Below are 20,690 nucleotides of genomic sequence, written 5' to 3'. Positions count from 1 at the left end.
CGTCGGTGAAACCGCCAATCTCCCCCCTTGAGGGGGAGATGCCCGGCAGGGCAGAGGGGGGTGCCTCGCGATGACGCATTATCCAGTGCCCTCCGTCAATCGCGGCAACGCGCGCAAGATGCGCACGCAAATGACCGATGCCGAATTGAAGCTCTGGAATGAAGTTAGAGCGCACAGGCTTATGGGCCTTTCCTTTCGACGACAGATGCCAATTGCGGGCTACATCGTCGACTTTGCTTGTCCGACCAAAAAACTGATCGTTGAGATTGACGGGTCTCAGCACGCTCGTGCCGACGCTTCTGCATCCGATGCTGCGAGGGCCACCAAGCTCGAAGGCCTAGGCTGGACCATGCTGCGCTTCTGGAACGACGACGTGATCCGCGATATCGACAATGTCTGCCAGCACATCGTTATTGCGGCCGGCCTGGCCGGCGCCGAAGTGCCGGAGACCGCAACGCAGGAGCTCGTTCCATGATCGATCATCTCGGCATCAGCGTTTCCGATTTCGAAAAGTCCAAGGCGTTCTACGACCAGGCGATGGCGCCGCTTGGCGCTTCGCTGCTCTACATGGTGCCGGAGGAATATACCGGCGGCGCCAAGGTCGGCGGCTATGGCCGCGACCGGCCGGTGTTCTGGCTGAGCGCGGGCAAGGAGAAGCCGAAGGACCATCAGCATGTCGCCTTCACCGCGCGCAGCCGCGCCGAGGTCGACGCCTTCCATGCCGCGGCCCTTGCGGCCGGCGGCAAGGACAATGGCGGGCCGGGGCTGCGTCCGCATTACCACCCCAATTATTACGGCGCCTTCGTCTTCGATCCCGACGGCAACAATGTCGAGGCGGTCTGCCATGATCCGGAGTGAGCTCGATGGGAGGGATCGATGAGCCTTGATAACCGGCCGGTCTATACGGGCGGGTGCCAGTGCGGCGCCGTACGTTTCCGCGTCGAGGGTGCGCTGGGCGATGCCTCGGTCTGCCATTGCCGCATGTGCCAGAAGGCGAGCGGCAATTTCTATCTGCCGCTGGTCTCGGTGCGCGGCGCCAGGCTCGACTGGACGCGCGGCGGGCCGAAGCGCTTCCGCTCGTCCAACGCGGCATGGCGCGGCTTCTGCGCCGAATGCGGCACGCCGCTGACCTTCGAGGCGCCGGACGGCGTGGCGCTGGCGATCGCCGCCTTCGACGACCCGGCCGGCATCGCGCCAACCATCCAGTGGGGCGTCGAAGCGAAGCTGCCCTATGTCGACGGCGTTTCGAGACTGCCGTCCGAGGAGACGATGGGCGATGTTTCGTCGGCGCCTTATCTCGTCGAGCTCGTCTCCTATCAACATCCCGATCACGACACGGACCAATGGCCGCCGGAGGAAAAACCATGACCGATGAAATTCGAACCGGCGGCTGCCAGTGCGGCGCCGTGCGCTTCCGCGTCCACGGCAAGCTCGGGCGCCCGTCCATCTGCCATTGCCGCATGTGCCAGAAACAGTTCGGCAATTTCTTTGGCGCCCTGGTGACGGTGCCGAAGGATGGCGTCGAATGGACCCATGAGGAGCCGAGCTATTTCCAGTCCTCGGTCAACATCGATCGCGGCTTCTGCCGCCGCTGCGGCACGCCGCTCACCTACCGCCAGCCGGGTGGGCTGGAGATCGCCATCGGTGCGTTCGACGAGCGTTCGGACCTGGCGCCGCAGATCCAGGTCAACTACGCGGTGCGGCTGCCCTGGGTGGAGAAGATCTTCGAGGCGCCGGTCCACGACGACCCCGACTACTATCGACGGCAGGAGCAGATCATCTCCTTCCAGCATCCCGATGACGAGACGGCCAACTGGCCGCAGCAGGGACTGAAACTATGACGATCCACAGCAGTTCCTTGCGCACGCTCTATCCCGAGATCGAGCCGTTCGAAACAGGCATGCTCGATGTCGGTGATGGCCACACCATCTATTGGGAGCGCTGCGGCACCGAAGGCGCCAAGCCAGCCGTGTTCCTGCATGGCGGCCCTGGAGGCACGATCTCGCCGAAACACCGGCGGCTGTTCGACCCGAAACTCTACGACGTCATCCTGTTCGACCAGCGCGGCTGCGGCAAGTCGACGCCCAACGCCTCGCTGGAAGCCAACACCACCTGGCATCTCGTCGCCGACATCGAACGCCTGCGCGAGATGGCGGGCTTCGACAAATGGCTGGTGTTCGGCGGCTCGTGGGGCTCGACGCTGGCGCTCGCCTATGCCGAAACGCATCCCGAGCGCGTCAGCGAGCTCGTCGTGCGCGGCATCTATACGCTGACCCGCGCCGAGCTCGAATGGTACTATCAGTTCGGCGTCTCCGAGATGTTTCCCGACAAGTGGGAACGTTTTTTGGCGCCGATCCCCGAGGCCGAGCGCGGCGACATGATGGCCGCCTACCGCAAGCGGCTGGTCGGCAGCGACCGCAAGGCGAAGGTCGAGGCGGCGCTTGCCTGGAGTCTGTGGGAAGGCGAGACGATCACGCTTTTGCCGGAGCCGGAAACCAGCACGCCTTTCGGCCAAGACGACTATGCCATCGCCTTCGCCCGCATCGAGAACCACTATTTCGTCCATGCCGGCTGGCTGGAAGAAGGACAGCTGCTGCGCGACGCCTGGAAGCTGAAGGATATCCCAGGCACCATCGTCCACGGCCGCTACGACATGCCGTGCCCGGCGCGCTATGCCTGGGCCCTGCACAAGGCCTGGCCGAAGGCGGATTTCCACCTCATCGAAGGCGCCGGCCACTCGTATTCGGAGCCGGGGATTCTGGATCGGCTGATCCGGGCGACGGACAAATACGCAGGCAAATAACCATGCAGGTTTGTGCTCTACGGCGCCCCCGGCGCGAAGGATCTCGACTTTTCGAGCTACAGCCATGACGAAGCAACGCCTCTACCTCTTCGACACCACGCTGCGCGACGGCCAGCAGACGCCGGGCATCGACTTTTCCGTCGAGGACAAGATCGCGATCGCCAAGCTGCTCGACGAATTCGGCATCGACTATGTCGAGGGCGGCTATCCCGGTGCCAACCCGACCGACACCGCCTTCTTCCATCAGAAGCGCACGCAAAGCGCGAAATTCGTCGCCTTCGGCATGACCAAGCGGGCAGGGGTTTCGGCCTCCAACGATCCGGGGCTGGCGGCGCTGGTGCAATCGAAGTCGGACGCGATCTGCTTCGTCGCCAAGAGCTGGGACTATCACGTGCGCGTGGCGCTCGGCTGCACCAACGAGGAGAACCTTGAGTCGATAAAAGTCTCGGTCCAGGCGGCGGTCGCCGTCGGCAAGGAGGCGATGGTCGACTGCGAGCATTTCTTCGACGGCTTCAAGGCCAATCCGGCTTACGCGCTGGCCTGCGCCAAGACCGCCTATGATGCCGGGGCGCGCTGGGTGGTGCTATGCGACACCAATGGCGGCACGCAGCCTTCGGAAGTGCGGGCCATCGTCGAGAAGGTGATCGCGAGCGGCATCCCTGGCGACCATCTCGGCATTCATGCCCATGACGACACCGGCCAGGCGGTGGCGAATTCCCTTGCCGCCGTCGAGGCCGGTGTGCGCCAGATCCAGGGCACGCTGAACGGCATCGGCGAGCGCTGCGGCAACGCCAATCTGGTCACAATCATCCCGACGCTCGCGCTCAAGCCGGCCTTCGCCGACCGCTTCGAGACAGGCATTTCGGCCGAAGCACTGACCGGCATTTCGCGGCTCTCCCGCGCTTTCGACGAATTGCTCAACCGCGCGCCGGAAGCTCAGGCGCCCTATGTCGGCTCATCCGCCTTCGCCACCAAGGCCGGCATCCATGCCTCGGCGCTGGCCAAAGAGCCGGCGACTTACGAGCATGTGCCGCCGGAAGCGGTGGGCAACCGCCGCCGCGTCATGGTCTCCGACCAGGGCGGCAAGGCCAATTTTCTCGCCGAATTGAAGCGGCGCGGCATCGACGTGCCGAAGGACGACAGCCGGCTCGACGCGCTCATCGCCGTCGTGAAGGAGCGCGAGGCCGAAGGCTACGCCTATGAGGGCGCCGACGCCTCCTTCGAGCTTTTGGCCCGCAAGATGCTGCACGGCCTGCCGGAGTTCTTCAACGTCACCTCGTTCCGCTGCATGGTCGAGCGCCGCTTCGATGCCAACGGCAACCTGAAGACCGTGTCCGAGGCGATCGTGAAGGTGATGGTCGACGGCGAGGAGAAGATGTCGGTGGCCGAAGGCCACGGCCCGGTCAACGCGCTCGACATCGCGCTGCGCAAGGATCTCGGCAAGTATCAGAACGAGATCGTCGACCTCGAGCTCGCCGACTTCAAGGTGCGCATCCTCAACGGCGGGACCGAAGCCATCACCCGGGTGCTGATCGAATCGCACGATTCCACCGGCGCCCGCTGGTGGACTGTCGGCGTCTCGGAAAACATCATCGACGCCTCCTTCCAGGCGCTGATGGATTCAATCATCTACAAGCTGATGAAGAACCGTGATATGGCTGGCTTAGTCGCGGCGGAGTAGGTTGAACCATCATCAAAAGTCCATTGATCCATCAGAATTTTGCGATGGTCTTGGACGGTCCCCTGGGCCATAGCGTTGAGCCATGGTCACCGCAACAGCCGATCTCGATCAAGACGCCAAGGCTCGCCGCGGCTTCCTTTTGGCGCTCGGCGCCTATTTTCTCTGGGGGCTGTTGCCCTTCTACATGAAAGCGGTGGCGCATCTGCCGCTGATCGAGGTGATCTCGCACCGGATCGTTTGGTCGGTGCCGATCGCCGCTGCCGTGCTGGTTTGGGCCGGCCGCACCGCCGACTTCAAGGCCGCGATCCGCTCGCCGAAAAGCCTCGCCATGGCGGCGCTGACGGCGACGCTCATCTCGGTCAACTGGGGCATCTATGTCTGGGCGATCGCAGTCGACCGCACGGTCGAGACGGCGCTCGGCTACTATATCAACCCGCTGGTCAGCGTGGTGGTCGGCGCGGTTCTCCTCGGCGAACGGCTCGACCGGCTGCAGATCGCGGCGGTGGCGCTGGCCGCCATTGCGGTGACCGTGCTCACCGTCGAGGCCGGCAAATTGCCTTGGGTATCGCTGGCATTGGCCTTCTCCTTCGCCGCCTACGGCTTCTTCCGCAAGACGCTGCCGATCGGGCCGAGCCAGGGCTTTCTGCTCGAGGTCCTTTTGCTGTCGGTGCCGGCGCTTTGCTACATCGCCTACTTGGTCGCCACGGGCGAGGACCATTTCATCTCCAGCACCGGCGCCGACACCGCGCTGTTGATCGGCTGCGGCCCGGTGACCGCGGTGCCGCTTCTGCTCTTTGCCTTCGGCGCCAGGCTTTTGCGCCTCTCCACCATCGGCATCATGCAATATATCGCGCCGACCATGGTGTTCCTGATCGCCGTCCTGATCTTCGATGAGCCGTTCGGCAGCACGCAGGCCATAGCTTTCGCCCTTATCTGGACTGCGCTGGCCATGTACAGCTGGTCGATGTTCAGAGGGCGCGAGGTTCGCCAGGCGGGTCCCGCGACGAGGTGAGGGCGGCAAATGTACCAGCTTTATATCGGCAACAAGAACTATTCGTCCTGGTCGCTGCGGCCTTGGCTGCTGATGCGGACCCTCGACATTCGCTTCGAGGAGCGGCTGACGCCGTTCCCGACCGGTTCAAGTTTCAGCATCTTCCGGTCATTCTCGCCGAATGGCCGCGTGCCCTGCCTGGTCGACGATGGCTGGGCGGTGTGGGATTCGCTCTCGATCGTCGAATATCTGGCCGAGCGGCATCAGGGCGTCTGGCCGGCCGATGCCAAAGCGCGCGCCTGGGCGCGCTCCGCCGCCGCCGAAATGCATTCGAGCTTTACCGCGCTGCGCAATGACTGCCCGATGAGCTGTGGCGTGCGCGTCAAGCTGGCATCGATGTCCGCTGCGCTGAAGCACGATCTCTTCCGCCTGGGCGACTTGTGGAACGACGGCCTTGCGCGCTTCGGCGGACCGTTCCTTGCCGGAGACCACTTCACCGCGGTCGATGCCTTCTTCGCTCCGGTCGCTTTCCGGGCACAGTCCTATGGACTGGCATTCGAGGGCGCTGCCGCTGCTTATCCCCAGCGGTTGCTCGATCTGCCTGCCATGCGCGAATGGTATGCGGCCGGTCTCGCCGAGACATGGCGCGAGCCGGACCATGAGGCGGAAGTCCGCGCTGCCGGTACGGTCGTCGAGGATCTGCGCGCAAGCGCATAGGACGCTAAACCCAGCCCAGCCGCCGTACGACCATGTAGACGATGCCGGCGCTGCATCACGACGGCGAGCAGTTGCAGGCGCGAACCCGGCTTTTGCAGGACGAACTGATGGCGAAGCTCACCGAGCGGTCGAACCAACTGCTCTACATCCTCTCCGTGATGACGGCGGTGCTGCTGCCGATGACCATCATCTCCGGCCTGTTCGGCATAAATGTCGGCGCGCTGCCGCTAGTCGACACGGCGCTCGGCTTCTGGGTGGTGACGGCGATTTCGGTCGTCGTCGTATGCGCGCGGTGCGAGAGCCTTGCCGCCATGTCGCCGGTCGCTTCCGCTATAAAAACACGACTGAACAGTCCTACTCTTGCTGTCCCGCCAACGCCGCCTGAACGGCCGCCATTCCGGGATCGCGACCCTTGAGCAGATCGTCGATCGACCATGGCGCGGCAATGTCGGGCTCTAGCGTCTTGAGCGCAACCGGCTTGCGGCCCTTGCCTTTGTCGATGGTGGCGACAAGCACGGGCGTCGTGCCCGTGGCGGAACTCGGTTGCGCCATGCCGACGAAACAGTCGGTGTAGGCCTTGCAGCCGTTTTGAAGGTCGTAGCGCTGCGTCGCGGACTGCAGCACGACGCCCGAATGCGGCAGCGTCACCTGCTGCTGATCGGCGAAGAACATCATGCGGTCGCCGGGCGCTTCGCCGACCAGTGTGACCCTGTCCCCGCCAGCCTGCTTGAGATAGGCGACGTCGACAATTCCCGCCGAAAAGGTAATCGGGCTTTCCAGCACGAACAGCCGTCCCGGCGGGCTGACGCGGGACGGCCAGGAACTGAGCGCATCGCGGGTCAGCATCAAGTTGCCGCCGGTGTTGAAGCGCATGTCGAGGACGAGGTTCTTGCGGCCGAGGCGGACCCGGGCGGCTTCGACCTCAGCCAGGAAATCGGCTATCTTCCCGGTCTTGCCGTCGACGTTGCGTCTGATTTGGGCGACTACGCCATCGAGTTCGGGCGCATCGCGCCAGCGGAACGGCTGTTCCTGATCCCGCAGCGGCCAGGGCGCGCGGCCCTTGGGAAAAATCTTCACCCAGTCGCGGCGCTGCGGCTCCGGCGTGAGCTTGCGGTCGATGATGCGGCCGTCGGGCGTCTGGAAGCGAAAGGTCGCGTCGCCGGCGGCATTGGCGAGCCCGAGCGCATGCAGCAGATCGGGCCGGACGATCGCGTCGGTCGCCTCGATGTCGCGCCATGCCGCCACGCCGCCATGCAGGCTGCGCAGCGCCGAGGACACTTCAGCAGCCGGATGGCCGTCGATGCCGGCGAGTCGGCTGCCCAGCAGATCGCCGTTTTGCGGGCTGGCCGCTATGACGTAGAAGGCGCCGTCAATGGGTAGCAAAGACATCGCCACACCATTGGCGCGCGGCAACTTGCAGGTCGTGTGACCATTGTCGGCCAGTGCCGCGATCTGGCAGAGATGAACGGTGAACATCGCCGCATCGATCGAGCCTGCAGCTGCGTCCAGGGCCTGCAGGCGAAGTTCCGCTTCCGCGCGGGCGGCTTGCGAGTAGGATCGGTCGACCTCGAGAAAGTCATGGCGGAAGACTTTCAGATCCTCGACCTGTGCGTCATGCGAGGTGACCCCGTCCGGACTTTGCGCGGTCGCGTGGCCGAGCGCCAACAGGCTGAGCAGGGGCAAGGCGAGCAGCCGTGCAAAGGTCATGGCTTCCCTCTTCGATCGCGATCCGGCCCGCTGCCGATAAAGCTGAGGAATAGGGCAGCTTCGCACGTGGCTGCGTTCACATCTTTGCGAGCGGGATGGAGTGGCGTCCCGCTCGGAGGCTGCGGTTGCCGCCGGGACGGGAACGACGTCCGGCCTTCGAAAGGTGGTCCGCCGCACGGGCCGGATTCACCCCTTAAAGCCTTGTCATCATTGGCCGGCGCGGCGCGGCCGGTCACTCCCACGCGATGGGGGCACGTCCCCGAACAGCCCGCCCCAGGCATGCATTTTTGAGTGTGGTCTTCAACCTAACCCATTCAATTCTTACGGGAATTTAATGTCGCGCGCAATTGCACGGCCGGGTTCCGGCGTTATGTTCCCGGCCGGACTGCTTCTTGGGCCTGTGACGCTGGCCAAGGACGTGGTCGACCTGGCCGCTTTCGACCTGGCCGCTTCCGGTTCGATGGATAGGTGACAAAGTGGACGACGAAGTCGCCAGCCGGCTACAGCCGCTCCGTGAGCCGATGACGGACATCAAGCCGGTGGTCGTGCGTCGCCGGCGCCGCGGCTGGATGGTCGCGCTGCTGCTGGTGGCGGCTGGAGCGGGCGTCGCCTTCTGGCTGCATCCAGCACCGGTGCACCAGCAAGGCGCGCGCGGCGGCGGGCGCTTCCGGGGCGGCGATCTCGGCGCGCAGCCGGTCGCCGTCGCCTCGGTGACGCAGGCCGACATCCCGATCACGCTGGAGGCGCTGGGCACGGTCACCTCACTGTCGACGGTGACGGTGCGCCCGCAGGTCAGCGGGCAGATCACCGCGATCGCCTTCACCGAAGGGGAGATGGTGAAGAAAGGCGATTTTCTTGCCCAGGTCGACGACCGCACTCTTCAAGCCTCGCTGCATCAGCTGCAGGGGCAATTGAAGCACGATCAGGCGCTGCTGAGCGATGCCAGGCTCGACCTCGACCGCGATCTGAAGCTGACCTCCAACGCCATCACGCAGCAGGCGGTCGACCTGCAGCGCGCGACCGTGCAATCCGACGAGGGCACGGTCATGTCCGACCAGGCGCAGATCGAGGCCGTCGAGGTCAATATCGCCAACAGCCATATCGTTGCACCTGCCGACGGCCGCATCGGCCTCAGGCAGGTCGATCAGGGCAATTACGTCACGCCTTCCGACAGCACCGGCATTGCGGTGATCACCGAGATGCAGCCGATTTCGGTGCTGTTTTCGCTGCCGGAAGACACCCTCGCCGAAGTGCTGGAACAGACGCATGGCAATGCGGGGCTCAAGGCCACCTTGTTCGACCGCAACGACACCAAGCAGATCGCCGAAGGCACCCTGCAGACGATCGACAACCAGATCGATCCGACCACCGGCACCGTGAAGCTGCGCGCCGTGTTTGCTAACGCCGACGGCGGGCTTTATCCCAACCAGTTCGTCAACGTGCATCTCCTGGTGCGCACCCTGACCGGCGTGACGGTGCTGCCCAACGCGGCCATCCAGCACGGCGCTCCAGGCACTTTCGTCTATCAGCTCAACGACGACAGCACCGTCTCGGTGAAGACCGTTTCCCTTGGCCCGGGCGACGCCTCGGTGACGCAATTGCTGTCGGGCCTTCCGCCGGGCGCCAAGGTGGTCGTCGATGGCGTCGACCGGCTGAAGGACGGCGCCAAGGTGACCGTGCCTGACAACAGCGCCGCGCCGACCGCCGGCGCTGGATCTCCCGCGCAGCCAAAAGCCGCGGGTAGGGGCAGCGCGGCCGCCGGTGCGCCGGCCGCCGCGACCAGCAATACGTCTGCCGTCGGCCCCGGCAACGCGCCCGCATTGTCGGGCGGCCAGGGCCAAGGCTCGGCAGGCGGCGGCGCGGACGCATCGGGCGATGCCGGCCGCAAGCACCACCGCCACCATCGTCGCGACGGCAACGGTAATAGCGGCAGCAGCGGAAATGGTGGCGACAGCGGCGAAGCCCAATGAGCACGCCAAGCGGTCTCGTCTCCGGTTGGCTGAACCCGTCGCGGCCTTTCATCCTGCGGCCGGTGGCCACCACGCTGATCATGGCGACCATCCTGGTGGTCGGCATGATCGCCTATCTCTTCCTGCCGCTCTCGGCCTTGCCTGAGGTCGACTACCCGACGATCCAGGTGCAGACCTTCTATCCCGGCGCCAGCCCGGACGTGATGACGACTTCAGTCACGGCGCCCCTGGAGCGCCAGTTCGGCCAGATGCCGGGTCTGGAGCAGATGTCGTCGGGGAGTTCGGCCGGCGCCTCGGTCATCACGCTGCGCTTCAGCCTCGACCTCAGCCTGGATATTGCCGAGCAGGAGGTTCAGGCGGCGATCAACGCGGCCGGCAACCTTCTGCCCGCCGACCTGCCGGCGCCGCCGATCTACGCCAAGGTGAATCCGGCCGACGCGCCGATCCTGACGCTGGCGATCACCTCGAAGACGCTGCCGCTGACCGAAGTCGAGAACTATGCCGAGACGCGGCTGGCGCAAAAGATCTCGCAGCTTCCGGGCGTCGGGCTGGTCAGCATCTCGGGCGGCGAGCGGCCGGCCGTGCGCATCCGCGTAAAGCTCAAGGCGCTGGCCGCCATGGGGCTCAACATCGACGATCTGCGCACCACCATCGGCACGCTCAACGTCAACACGCCGAAAGGCAGCTTCGACGGGCCGGCCCGTTCCTACACCATCAACGCCAACGACCAGATCAGCGACCCCAAGACCTATGCGGATATGGTCGTCGCTTACCGCAACGGGGCGCCGGTCAGGCTGGGCGAGGTCGCCGATATCATAGAGGGGCCGGAGAACTCGAAGCTGGGCGCTTGGGAAAACCGCTCGCCGGCGATCCTGCTCAACATCCAGCGCCAGCCCGGCGCCAACGTCATCCGCGTCGTCGACTCGGTGAAGGCGCTGCTGCCACAGCTTCGCGCCAGCCTGCCGGCGGCGGTCACCGTCGAGCCGCTGACCGACCGCACGACCACCATCCGTGCCTCAGTCCATGACGTCGAGTTCGAGCTGGCGACGGCGGCGCTTCTGGTCGTGCTCGTCACCTTCCTGTTCCTGCGCAACATTCCGGCGACGATCATTCCGAGCCTGTCGGTGCCGCTGTCGCTGATCGGCACGTTCGCGGTCATGTATCTTTGGGGCTTCAGCCTCGACAATCTGTCGCTGATGGCGCTGACCATCGCCTCCGGCTTCGTCATCGACGACGCCATCGTCATGATCGAAAACATCTCGCGTTTCATCGAGCATGGCGACGATCGGGTCACCGCCGCGCTCGAAGGCTCGGCCCAGATCGGCTTCACCATCATCTCGCTCACCGTCTCGCTGATCGCGGTGCTGATCCCGCTTCTGTTCATGGGCGACGTCGTCGGCCGCCTGTTCCACGAATTCGCCATCACGCTTGCGATCGCCATCGTCATTTCGGCCATCGTCTCGCTGACGCTGGTGCCGATGATGTGCGCCAGGCTCCTCAAGCCGCCGTCCGAACGCAGGCAGGGCGCGCTGGCGCGCGGCGCCGAGGCCGGCTTCGACGCTGTCGCGAATGGCTATGCCGCCGCCTTGCGGTGGGTGCTCGACCGTCAGGCGCTGACGCTGCTGGTCGCCGCAGCCACGCTTGCGCTCACCGTCTATCTCTATGTTGTCATCCCGAAAGGCTTCTTCCCGGTTCAGGACACCGGCGCGATTTCGGCGATCACCGAGGCCGCGGGCTCGGCCTCCTACGCCGACATGGCAGCGCACCAGCAGGCGCTCGCCGATGTCATCCTGAAGGACCCGGATGTCGCGAGCCTGTCGTCCTTCATCGGCGTCGACGGCCAGAACATGACCGCCAACAGTGGCCACATGCTGATCAATCTCAAGCCACGCGACGAGCGCGCGGCCGATGCCAGCGCGATCATCCGGCGGCTGGCTCGGGAGACCGACGTCGTGACCGGCATCGCGCTGCACATGCAGCCGGTGCAGGACCTGAGCGTGGACTCCACCTCCAGCGCGTCGCAGTACCAATACGTTCTGCAGGATTCGGATCCGGCCGAGCTGGCGACCTGGACTTCGAAGCTCACCGATAGGCTGGCGGCACTTCCCGAACTCGCCGATGTCGCCAGCGACAGCCAGCAGAGCGGGCTTGCGGTCGACATCACCATCGACCGAGCGACGGCGGCACGCTTCGGGATTACGCCAGCGACCGTCGACAACGCGCTCTACGATGCCTTCGGCCAGCGCATCATCTCGACCATCTTCACCCAGTCGAACGAATACCGCGTCATCATTGAAGCCGACCCCTCGGTGGGACAGACGCCGGCTTCGCTGGGCTCGATCTACCTGCCGTCCTCCGGTTCCGGCCAGGTGCCGCTATCGGCGATCGCCAATATCAGTGTCCGGCAGGCGCCGCTGCTGGTGAACCACCTTGCCCAGTTCCCGGCCGCGACCATCTCGTTCAATCTCGCGCCCGGCATCTCGCTCGGCGACGCCACCGCGGCGATCAGCAAGGCGGAACATGACATGCAGCCGCCCGCCGGCCTGGTTACCGGCTTCCAGGGCGCCGCGCTTGCCTTGCAAAGCTCGCTCTCCAACGAGCTGCTGCTGGTACTCGCGGCAGTCGCCACCGTCTATGTCGTGCTTGGCGTGCTTTATGAGAGCTTCATCCACCCGCTGACGATCCTCTCGACGCTGCCCTCGGCAACCGTGGGCGCGCTGGTGGCGCTGATGCTCGCCGGCCACGATCTCGACGTGATCGGCATCATCGGCATCGTGCTCTTGGTCGGCATCGTCAAGAAGAACGCCATCATGATAATCGACTTCGCCCTGCAGGCCGAGCGGCTGCAGGGGCTGGACCCGCGCGAGGCAATTTACGAAGCCTGCTTGCTGCGGTTGCGGCCCATCCTGATGACGACGATGGCCGCGCTGTTCGGGGCGCTTCCGCTCCTGCTCGGCGGCCTTGCCGGCTCGGAATTGCACCAGCCGCTCGGCATCACCATCGTTGGCGGGCTGATCGTCAGCCAGGTGCTGACGCTCTTCACCACGCCGGTGATCTACCTTGCCTTCGATAGACTGACGCGGTCGGGGGCGCGTGAAGCGAGAGCGCCGGCCGGCGGGCTCACGCCGTGAACCTCTCCGCGCCCTTCATCGCCAGGCCGGTCGCCACGACGCTGCTGGCCATCGGATTGGCGGCGGCGGGCCTGATCGCATACGTCAATCTTCCCGTCGCGCCGCTGCCCAAGGTGGATTTCCCGACCATCTCGGTGCAGGCCTCGATGCCAGGCGCCAGTCCCGACACGATGTCGACCGATGTCGCGGCGCCGCTCGAACGCCATCTCGGCCAGATCGCCGGCGTTTCCGAGATGACGTCGCGCTCCGGCACCGGCTCGACCAACGTGGTGCTGCAATTCGACCTCGATCGCGACATCAACGGCGCCGCGCGCGATGTTCAAGCCGCCATCAACGCCGCGCGCGCCGACCTCCCGTCCGATCTGCGCAGCAACCCGACCTACCGCAAATACAATCCCGCCGACGCGCCGGTGATGATCCTGGCGCTGACCTCGCGCACACTCACACCCGGTCAGCTCTACGATGCCGCCGCGACCGTGCTCCAGCAGCGCCTCTCCCAGGTCGAGGGCGTCGGCAATGTCGATCTCGGCGGCTCGTCGCTGCCCGCCGTTCGGGTGGAGCTCAATCCAGGCGCGCTGTTCCATTACGGCATCGGCCTGGAGGATGTGCGCGCCGCACTTGCCTCGGCCAATGCCCGCAGTCCGAAGGGCTTCGAGGAGGACGGCGCGCTCCGCTACCAGCTCTACACCAACGACCAGGCGAGCCATGCCGCCGACTATCGCGACCTGGTGATCGCTTGGCGCAACAGTGCGGCGGTGCGCCTCGCCGACATCGCAGATGTCGAGGACTCGGTCGAGGACGTGCGCAATCTCGGCCTCGCCAATGGCGTGCCGGCCGTGCTTTTGGTGCTCTATCGCGAGCCCAATGCCAACATCATCGACACGGTCGACCGCGTGCGCGCGCTGATCCCGACACTGCAGGCTTCGGTGCCGGCGGATGCGCGCCTCAGCATCGCGTCGGACAGCAGCCTCACCATCCGCGGCTCGCTGCGCGACACCGAGCTGACGCTGGTGCTGGCGGTGCTGCTGGTCGTGTTCGTGGTGTTCTGCTTTTTGCGCGACTGGCGCGCGGCGCTGATCCCGAGCGTGGCGCTGGTCGTCTCGATCCTCGGCACCTTCGGAGCGATGTACCTGCTCGGCTACACGCTCGACAATCTGTCCTTGATGGCGCTCACCATCGCCACCGGCTTCGTCGTCGACGACGCCATCGTGGTGCTGGAAAACATCATGCGCCACATCGAGGACGGCATGCCGCGCGGCCGGGCGGCGCTGGTCGGCGCTCAAGAGGTCGGCTTCACCGTTCTGTCGATGAGCGCTTCTCTCGTCGCCGTGTTCCTGCCGATCCTTTTGATGGGCGGCATACTCGGCCGCCTGTTCCAGGAATTCGCCATGACCTTGTCGCTGGCGATCGCCATTTCGCTGGTGCTGTCGCTGACGGTGACGCCGATGATGTGCGCACATTTTTTGCGCGCGGGTGCAGTCCGGTCGGAGCGCCGTTCCATCCTCGCCCGCTTCGGCGAAAGCGTCTTCGAGCGCGTCCGCGCCGGCTACGGCCGCTCGCTCGCCTGGTCGCTCGACAATGCCGAGGCGATGCTCATCATCCTGATCGCGGCCGTCGCGCTCAACGTCTACCTCTATACGATCGTGCCGAAGGGCTTCTTCCCACAGCAGGACACCGGCGAGCTGATCGGCGGCCTGCGCGCCGACCAGGCCATTTCTTTCCAACTGATGCGGCAGAAATTCGAGCGGCTGGAGACGATCCTGAAGAGCGATCCGTCGGTGGCGAACGTCGTCGGCTACATCGGCGGCCGCCAGACCAATTCCGGCTTCGTCTATGTCAACCTGAAGCCGAAGGGCGATCGTGCGCCGCTGCAGGCGGTGCTGGGGCGGCTGCGCGCACAGCTCAGGCAATTGCCCGGCGCGCAGCTCTTCCTGAACCCGCGCCAGGAGATCAGGGTCGGCGGCCGCCAAAGCCTCGCCACCTATCAATACACGCTGCAGGCCGATACGACCGCGGACCTCGACGAATGGGCGCCGAAACTCGTCGAATTGCTGAAACAGGCGCCGGAGCTAACCGACGTCAATTCGGACCGCGACGAGGCCGGGCTCGAAACCAACATCACCGTCGACCGCGAGAGCGCGGCCCGGCTCGGCCTGACGCCGGCGAGCATCGACAACACGCTTTACGACGCCTTCGGCCAGCGCCAGGTGTCGACCATCTTCAACGCCCGCAACCAATATCACGTGGTGATGGAAGTCGCGCCGCGCTATCTGCAGGATCCGAGCGCGCTCAACGGAATCTATGTCAGCACCTCGGGCGCGGCGGCGAGCGGCACGCAGAAGACCAACGCACTGGCCGGCAGCCTGTCGGGCTCGCTGCAGAATCAGGCGACCAATGCGATCGCCGTCACCGGCCACGGCAGCGCCTCGAGCGGCGCCGCCGTCAGCACCTCGGCCGAGACCATGGTGCCGCTCGCCGCCTTCAGCACTTACGGCCCGGCGACCACGCCGCTTTCGGTCAACCACCAGGGCCACTTCGTCGCCACGACGATCTCGTTCAACCTTGCCGATGGCGCCACGCTCGGCGACGCCTCGGCGGCAATCGACCGCGCCATGGCGGAGCTGAAAATGCCGGTGTCGATCCACGGCTCGCTTGCCGGCACCGCACTCGCCTTCCGCTCCAACCTGCTCAACGAGCTCCTGCTGATCGCTGCCGCGCTCGCCACGATCTATGTCGTGCTCGGCGTGCTCTACGAAAGCTACGTGCACCCGATCACCATCCTGTCGACGCTGCCCTCGGCCGGCATCGGCGCGCTGCTCGCGCTCATCGTCACCGGCATGGAATTCGACGTGATCTCGCTGATCGGCATCATTCTGTTGATCGGCATCGTCAAGAAGAACGCCATCATGATGATCGACATGGCCTTGCAGGCCGAGCGCCAGGAAGGGCTTGCGCCGCGAGAAGCCATCCACAAGGCGAGCCTCCAGCGCTTCCGGCCGATCATGATGACGACCTTTGCGGCTTTGCTCGGCGCCTTGCCGTTGGCGCTCGAGACCGGCACTGGGGCGGAGCTGCGCCAGCCGCTCGGCATCGCGATCGTCGGCGGCCTCATCGTCTCGCAGCTTCTCACGCTCTACACCACCCCGGTCGTCTATCTCTATCTCGACCGGCTCAGCGCCCGCAGACCGACGCTGCGAGTGGCGCCGGCGGAGTGATCGGGCACCGCGACCTTGAGTTGTTCGACCGCGCGAAGCGAAACAGTTCGGCCCGGCGCGCCTTCATCTCCCTCAACGCCACCCGAGGCGGTTGATCGTGAGATCTGGGCCATCGCTTGGTGAACTGGCAAGATGCTTCATCATCGGATGCGCCCTCGAAGGGCGCGACCAGTTCCTGCTCACCCGGCAATTGCCCAAGCGCTATACAGGGGCGTCGCGGGCGGGCCTTTTGCGTCGCTTCCTTGGTCGCTCATAGGTGCTGCCGGGTGAGCGGCAGCACCTCTCTTCATCCCGGTCTCAACGCTTCGGGCCGAAGCCGGGATAGGGATTGAGCGGCACGATCGCCGCGATGTCCATCATTCCGGCCTCGACAAGCGGCAGGGTGGCGAGATGGCCGCGCACCTCCTTGTCGTCGGCAGCCTCGAACATCATGCCGCTGCCGGGGATGTCACCGCGGTTCCAGACCTGGCGCACGGCGCCTTGCGCATAGAGCGTGCGCCGCTGCTCGGCTTCGCCCGGAAGCAGCGGCGCGAAATCGCTATCGCTGAACTTTTCGGTGTTGCGGGTGAGAAGGGCAAAGAACTGCATGGCGGTCTCCTTTGTGGCCGGTTGATGCGGAAGATATCGCGCCGGCTGGTCAGACTGTCCAAGACTGATTAGGCTAAAGATCAGACCTTGAAGGACTTAGATCATAGAGACGCAGAATGCTTGACCTGCGGCAGATCCGCTATTTCGTTGCCGTCGCCGAGGCCGGCAATGTCGGCCGCGCCGCCGAGCAGCTGCATATCTCGCAGTCGCCCTTGAGCCGGCAGATCATGCAGCTCGAGGAACAACTCGGCGTCACGCTGTTCGAGCGATCGAAGCAGCGCGTCCATCTTAACGCCGAGGGCAGGGCTTTCCTTACCGAGGCGCGCGCTCTGCTCGTCAATGCCGCGCGGCTGGAGGAGCTCGGCCGCAAGCTTGCAAGCGGCGCGACCGGCAGCCTCGCCATCGGCTACGTCGAGGGGGCGGTGCATGCCGGGCTGATCGCCGCGATGCTCAGGGAATTCCGCCGCGAGCGGCCGGATTTTCATCTGCAACTGAGAAGCCGCCGCACGGCCGCGCAGTTCGAGGATCTGCGCCAGCGCGTGCTCGACCTCGGCTTCGTCTACGCGCCGGCGCCGCAAGGCGATCCGGATATCGAGAGCATGCTGGTGCGGCGCGAACCGCTGGTGCTGGCGATCCCCGAAGGCGATCCGCTTGTCGATGCGAGCGACATCAGGCCCCGCCATCTTGACGCCCGCGTCTGGATCACCGTCGTGCGCCAACCCGATGACACCAACCGCGCGCAGTTCCTGGCGGCCTGCATGGAGGCCGGTTTCGTGCCCGACATCGCCTACGAGACGGCCGATCCCTTGACCTCGCTCGGCCTGGTCAGCGCCGGGCTGGGCCTGGCGACGGTACAGGAAAGCCTGCAAAGCGCTGCGCCGGCCGGCATCGTCTTTCGCGACCTGCCATGGTTCAAGCGCAGCGTTGAAATCCATCTCGCCTGGCGGCGCAATGACCGGAGGGCGGTGATTGAGGATTTGAGGAGGACGGTGAACGGTGAATGGTGAATAGCGAATAGTTACTATCTGGCGGTGGACAGATTTCGGCTCGTGCGATCCGCACTATTCACCATTCACCTTACATTTTGTCGATCACCGCCTGCACCCCTTCCGTCGGCGCATCGACCGACGAGCCCGCCACCATGATGGCGGCGACGATTGCCTCGGGGTCGTTGACCACCAGCGGCTTCACCCTATGTGCGGTGTGGATGAAGCCTTCGCCCGACATGTGCTCGATGAGCGCCAGCATCGGGTCCCAGAAGGCCCTGATGTTGGCGAACACGATCGGCTTGCGGTGATGGCCGAGTTGCGCCCAGGTCATGATCTCGACGATCTCCTCGACCGTGCCGATGCCGCCCGGCAGCGCCACGAAGGCGTCGGATTTCTCGAACATCCTGTGCTTGCGCTCGTGCATGTTGTCGGTGATCACCAGCTCGTCGAGCTTGTCGAGAGCGGTCTCGGTCGCCTCCTTGTTGATCAGGAAGCGCGGGATGATGCCGGTCACCTTGCCGCCGGCCTTGAGTGCCCCGTCTGCGACGGCGCCCATGATTCCCTTGGTGCCGCCGCCATAGATCAGGCGCAGGCCGGACTTCGCCAGCGAGCGGCCGAGCAGGTGGCCGGCCTTGACATAGGCCTCGTCGCGGCCCGGAGACGAACCGCAATAGACGCAGACGGATCGAATCGTGTTCATGTCATGATTGGTGATAGGGACGGTTGGCGCGGTCAAGCCCAAGGACGGGCTTTTTCTTGTGAGCTTGGTGAAAACACGCTAGACCGGCGTTAGGTGGCTAAGGGGCAGAAAAGATTATGGCTATCAATTCTTCCAAGGCGTTTTTGTTCGCGGCGGGCGGCGTTGCCGTCGTCGCGGCGGTCGCCTACGGGTCGGGCGCGCTCGACCCATACATCAACAAGCAGAATCCGCCGCAGGTCGCGTCGCTGCCGCAGGCAGGCACGAAGCCGGCCGAATCCTCAAGCACCTCCACCGAGGCGCGTGTACCGCAGGCGCAAGCCCCGGCCAATGCAATGGCGCCGGCCAACAACACGATGGCGCCGGCCAACAAGACGGCGCCCGCCAACAATGCAATGGCGCCTGCCAACAACGCGACGGCCCCGGCGGAATCCGCGCCGGCCGCTCAGGCGCCGGCCGCCGCAGGACCCACGCTGCCAACCTTCGATGTCGTGCGCGTCGAAGGCAATGGCTCGATTGTCGTCGCCGGCAGCGCGGCGCCCAATGCCAAGGTCGAAGTCCTGAACGGCGGCACGGTGCTCGGCTCGACCGATGCCGGTCCCGATGGTGCCTTCGCCATCGTGCTCGACGATCCGCTGAAGCCCGGCGACTACACGATCACGCTGCGCTCGACCGCTGGCGGCGTCGCAGTCGCCTCGGCGCAGACCGCCGTCGTCTCAGTGCCGCAGAGCCCGACCGGCCAGGTGCTGGCGATGGTCGAGGAGCCGGGCAAGCCGTCCGAATTGCTGACCATTCCGCAGCCCGCGGCCAAGCCGGCGGCACCTGCCGCCACCGGTCAGGCAGCCGCCCCGGACGCGCAAGCCCCGGCCGCAACCGCGCCGGCGGCGTCTGCCCCGGCGGGGGCGCCGGCTGCAACGGCACCGGCAGCTACGGATCAGCCTTCCGCTCCGGCGACCCAGAACGCCGCCGCAGACGAACCGAAGATGGCCGTCGAGGCGGTTGAGATCGACGGCGGCAAGATCTTCGTCGCGGGCAGGGCCGATCCCGGCCGCAAGGTGCGCGCCTATGCCGACGATGTACTGCTTGGCGAGGCGAAAACTTCGCCTGACGGCCATTTCCTGATCGAGGCGGCGCGCGACATTCCGGTCGGCAACCACACCATTCATGTCGACGGCCTGGCCGACGACGGCGTCAAGGTCGTCGCCCGCGCCGCTGTCCCGTTCGAACGCGAGCCCGGCGAGTCGATTGCCGCCGTCGCGCCCAACCAGGCCAAGCCCGCCGACAGCAAGCTCGCCCAGGGTGCGGGGTCCCAGCCCGCGGAGGCAAAGTCCGGGGCGGCCAATCCCGCCGAGACGACGGCGCCGGCCACCGCTACCGACGAAGCGGGCAAGCCCGCCGCGACCGCCGACACGTCGGCCGAGGTCGCCGAAGCGAATCCTGCGGCCGACGTGCCTGAAACCATGGCGCCGAAGCTCGAACACGTCGATGGCGCCGTCATCATCCGCCGCAACGATACGCTCTGGCGCATCTCGCGGCGCGTCTATGGCCATGGCGTGCGCTACTCGACCATCTATCTCGCCAACCAGGATCAGATCCGCAATCCCGACCGCATCTGGCCCGGTCAGGTCTTCAAGGTCCCCGGCAAGTCGAAGGAAGGCGAGCCGGCCGACATGAAGGCCATGGGTGACCAGATGACGGCGCCAAAGACGGAGTAGAGCGCAATCCCCCTCGTGGGGATGCCCGGCAGGGCAGAGGGGCGCTGCCCCGCCGGCGTTCGACACTTCCTACCGTGCTACCCATCCGCCTGGCTTGCCCTCTCATCCTCCATCGTTTATCGGCGATGAACGATGACCGAATCCTTATCCGTCAACCGCGCCCTCAATAGCCGAGCCCTCGACAGCCGCGGCATCGCCACGCGGTTCGCGGCGCTGTCGCATCCGGCACGCATTGAGATCCTGAAGCATCTCTCGGCCAGTAGCTGCTGCTCCTGCCGCGAGGTGGTCGATCATCTCGATCTCGCCCAGTCGACCGTTTCGCAGCATCTGAAGATCCTGGTCGAAGCAGGGCTCGTCCGCTTCGAGGCGGATCGCCAGCGTTCACGCTACGCGGTGGACCGCGCTACGCTCGCCGAAGTCTCGGCGTCGCTCGCGGCCCTGGTCGATTCCTGCTGCGGCAAAAGCATGAAAGAAAGCTAAGAACAA

General features: G+C 65.5%; 18 protein-coding genes and 1 pseudogene. 16 read left to right on the top strand and 3 right to left on the bottom strand.

Going from position 1 to position 20,690, the window contains the following annotated elements:
* Positions 1–70: 70 nt before the first annotated feature.
* From CK215_RS05190 to CK215_RS31720, 9 genes and pseudogenes are all read left to right on the top strand, one after another.
* Positions 71–475: a DUF559 domain-containing protein gene (locus CK215_RS05190; protein WP_095830314.1), complete on the top strand. Its 405-nt coding sequence runs from the start codon at positions 71–73 to the stop codon at positions 473–475.
* Positions 472–858: a VOC family protein gene (locus CK215_RS05185; protein ID WP_095777834.1), complete on the top strand. Its 387-nt coding sequence runs from the start codon at positions 472–474 to the stop codon at positions 856–858. Before CK215_RS05190 ends, CK215_RS05185 begins: the two co-directional genes overlap by 4 nt.
* An 18-nt stretch (positions 859–876) precedes the next feature.
* Entirely contained in the window at positions 877–1,368 is a 492-nt protein-coding gene (locus CK215_RS05180; RefSeq protein ID WP_095830313.1) for a GFA family protein, read from the top strand.
* Complete coding sequence (locus CK215_RS05175) at positions 1,365–1,841, top strand: GFA family protein (RefSeq protein WP_095830583.1); 477 nt, start codon at positions 1,365–1,367, stop codon at positions 1,839–1,841. Before CK215_RS05180 ends, CK215_RS05175 begins: the two co-directional genes overlap by 4 nt.
* On the top strand, positions 1,838–2,803 hold the full coding sequence (gene pip / locus CK215_RS05170; RefSeq protein WP_095830312.1) for a prolyl aminopeptidase: 966 nt from the start codon (positions 1,838–1,840) through the stop codon (positions 2,801–2,803). The genes CK215_RS05175 and pip overlap by 4 nt, the downstream gene beginning before the upstream one ends.
* A 64-nt stretch (positions 2,804–2,867) precedes the next feature.
* Positions 2,868–4,484, top strand: coding sequence for a citramalate synthase (gene cimA, locus CK215_RS05165; protein WP_095830311.1), 1,617 nt, complete (start codon positions 2,868–2,870; stop codon positions 4,482–4,484).
* Positions 4,485–4,566: 82 nt separating this feature from the next.
* Entirely contained in the window at positions 4,567–5,496 is a 930-nt protein-coding gene (gene rarD / locus CK215_RS05160) for an EamA family transporter RarD (protein WP_095830310.1), read from the top strand.
* 9 nt (positions 5,497–5,505) lie between these two features.
* The gene (locus CK215_RS05155) at positions 5,506–6,192 is read left to right on the top strand and encodes a glutathione S-transferase family protein (protein WP_095781505.1); all 687 of its coding nucleotides are present in this window, start codon (positions 5,506–5,508) and stop codon (positions 6,190–6,192) included.
* Positions 6,193–6,242: 50 nt separating this feature from the next.
* Positions 6,243–6,473 (top strand): annotated as a pseudogene (locus tag CK215_RS31720) (CorA family divalent cation transporter); the annotation flags it as partial.
* 73 nt (positions 6,474–6,546) lie between these two features.
* Here the strand turns inward: CK215_RS31720 and CK215_RS05145 are convergent.
* Positions 6,547–7,899: a hypothetical protein gene (locus tag CK215_RS05145; protein WP_095830309.1), complete on the bottom strand. Its 1,353-nt coding sequence runs from the start codon at positions 7,897–7,899 to the stop codon at positions 6,547–6,549.
* A gap of 334 nt (positions 7,900–8,233) precedes the next feature.
* Between CK215_RS05145 and CK215_RS31240 the strand changes: the two genes are divergently transcribed.
* From CK215_RS31240 to CK215_RS05130, 4 genes are read left to right on the top strand one after another with little or no spacing between them, the layout of a single operon-like run.
* Positions 8,234–8,371, top strand: coding sequence for a hypothetical protein (locus CK215_RS31240; protein ID WP_170950228.1), 138 nt, complete (start codon positions 8,234–8,236; stop codon positions 8,369–8,371).
* Between the two features lie 4 nt (positions 8,372–8,375).
* Complete coding sequence (locus CK215_RS05140; RefSeq protein WP_245418611.1) at positions 8,376–9,869, top strand: efflux RND transporter periplasmic adaptor subunit; 1,494 nt, start codon at positions 8,376–8,378, stop codon at positions 9,867–9,869.
* 29 nt (positions 9,870–9,898) lie between these two features.
* Entirely contained in the window at positions 9,899–13,000 is a 3,102-nt protein-coding gene (locus CK215_RS05135) for a multidrug efflux RND transporter permease subunit (protein ID WP_095830582.1), read from the top strand.
* Positions 12,997–16,215, top strand: coding sequence for an efflux RND transporter permease subunit (locus CK215_RS05130; protein WP_095830308.1), 3,219 nt, complete (start codon positions 12,997–12,999; stop codon positions 16,213–16,215). Before CK215_RS05135 ends, CK215_RS05130 begins: the two co-directional genes overlap by 4 nt.
* Before the next feature lie 297 nt (positions 16,216–16,512).
* Here CK215_RS05130 and CK215_RS05125 read toward each other — a convergent pair whose 3' ends face one another.
* A complete protein-coding gene (locus CK215_RS05125; protein WP_066997354.1) occupies positions 16,513–16,803 on the bottom strand; it encodes a muconolactone Delta-isomerase family protein in 291 nt (96 codons plus the stop codon).
* Between the two features lie 116 nt (positions 16,804–16,919).
* Here CK215_RS05125 and CK215_RS05120 point away from each other — a divergent pair, with 116 nt between their 5' ends.
* A complete protein-coding gene (locus tag CK215_RS05120; protein WP_095830307.1) occupies positions 16,920–17,810 on the top strand; it encodes a LysR substrate-binding domain-containing protein in 891 nt (296 codons plus the stop codon).
* A gap of 70 nt (positions 17,811–17,880) precedes the next feature.
* Here CK215_RS05120 and CK215_RS05115 read toward each other — a convergent pair whose 3' ends face one another.
* The gene (locus CK215_RS05115; protein WP_095830306.1) at positions 17,881–18,492 is read right to left on the bottom strand and encodes a TIGR00730 family Rossman fold protein; all 612 of its coding nucleotides are present in this window, start codon (positions 18,490–18,492) and stop codon (positions 17,881–17,883) included.
* Positions 18,493–18,608: 116 nt separating this feature from the next.
* On the opposite strand from CK215_RS05115, the gene CK215_RS05110 reads away from it, so the two are divergent.
* Positions 18,609–20,204 (top strand): LysM peptidoglycan-binding domain-containing protein, encoded by a 1,596-nt coding sequence (locus CK215_RS05110; protein WP_095830305.1) that lies wholly within the window; start codon positions 18,609–18,611, stop codon positions 20,202–20,204.
* Between the two features lie 132 nt (positions 20,205–20,336).
* The gene (locus CK215_RS05105; RefSeq protein ID WP_066997341.1) at positions 20,337–20,684 is read left to right on the top strand and encodes a metalloregulator ArsR/SmtB family transcription factor; all 348 of its coding nucleotides are present in this window, start codon (positions 20,337–20,339) and stop codon (positions 20,682–20,684) included.
* Positions 20,685–20,690: the final 6 nt, after the last annotated feature.

The sequence above is a fragment of the Mesorhizobium sp. WSM3864 genome, assembly GCF_002294955.1.
Taxonomy (GTDB): domain Bacteria; phylum Pseudomonadota; class Alphaproteobacteria; order Rhizobiales; family Rhizobiaceae; genus Mesorhizobium.
Note: the sequence above shows the minus strand (reverse complement) of the source record. Positions and strands in the feature narration are given on the sequence as shown.

Coding starts and splice junctions, on each gene's coding strand:
- CK215_RS05120 (WP_095830307.1), top strand. CDS start 16,920: ATGCTTGACCTGCGGCAGATCCGCTATTTCGTTGCCGTCGCCGAGGCC.
- CK215_RS31240 (WP_170950228.1), top strand. CDS start 8,234: ATGTCGCGCGCAATTGCACGGCCGGGTTCCGGCGTTATGTTCCCGGCC.
- CK215_RS05125 (WP_066997354.1), bottom strand. CDS start 16,803: ATGCAGTTCTTTGCCCTTCTCACCCGCAACACCGAAAAGTTCAGCGAT.
- CK215_RS05105 (WP_066997341.1), top strand. CDS start 20,337: ATGACCGAATCCTTATCCGTCAACCGCGCCCTCAATAGCCGAGCCCTC.
- CK215_RS05155 (WP_095781505.1), top strand. CDS start 5,506: ATGTACCAGCTTTATATCGGCAACAAGAACTATTCGTCCTGGTCGCTG.
- CK215_RS05110 (WP_095830305.1), top strand. CDS start 18,609: ATGGCTATCAATTCTTCCAAGGCGTTTTTGTTCGCGGCGGGCGGCGTT.
- CK215_RS05175 (WP_095830583.1), top strand. CDS start 1,365: ATGACCGATGAAATTCGAACCGGCGGCTGCCAGTGCGGCGCCGTGCGC.
- pip (WP_095830312.1), top strand. CDS start 1,838: ATGACGATCCACAGCAGTTCCTTGCGCACGCTCTATCCCGAGATCGAG.
- cimA (WP_095830311.1), top strand. CDS start 2,868: ATGACGAAGCAACGCCTCTACCTCTTCGACACCACGCTGCGCGACGGC.
- CK215_RS05185 (WP_095777834.1), top strand. CDS start 472: ATGATCGATCATCTCGGCATCAGCGTTTCCGATTTCGAAAAGTCCAAG.
- CK215_RS05145 (WP_095830309.1), bottom strand. CDS start 7,899: ATGACCTTTGCACGGCTGCTCGCCTTGCCCCTGCTCAGCCTGTTGGCG.
- CK215_RS05115 (WP_095830306.1), bottom strand. CDS start 18,492: ATGAACACGATTCGATCCGTCTGCGTCTATTGCGGTTCGTCTCCGGGC.
- CK215_RS05190 (WP_095830314.1), top strand. CDS start 71: ATGACGCATTATCCAGTGCCCTCCGTCAATCGCGGCAACGCGCGCAAG.
- rarD (WP_095830310.1), top strand. CDS start 4,567: ATGGTCACCGCAACAGCCGATCTCGATCAAGACGCCAAGGCTCGCCGC.
- CK215_RS05180 (WP_095830313.1), top strand. CDS start 877: ATGAGCCTTGATAACCGGCCGGTCTATACGGGCGGGTGCCAGTGCGGC.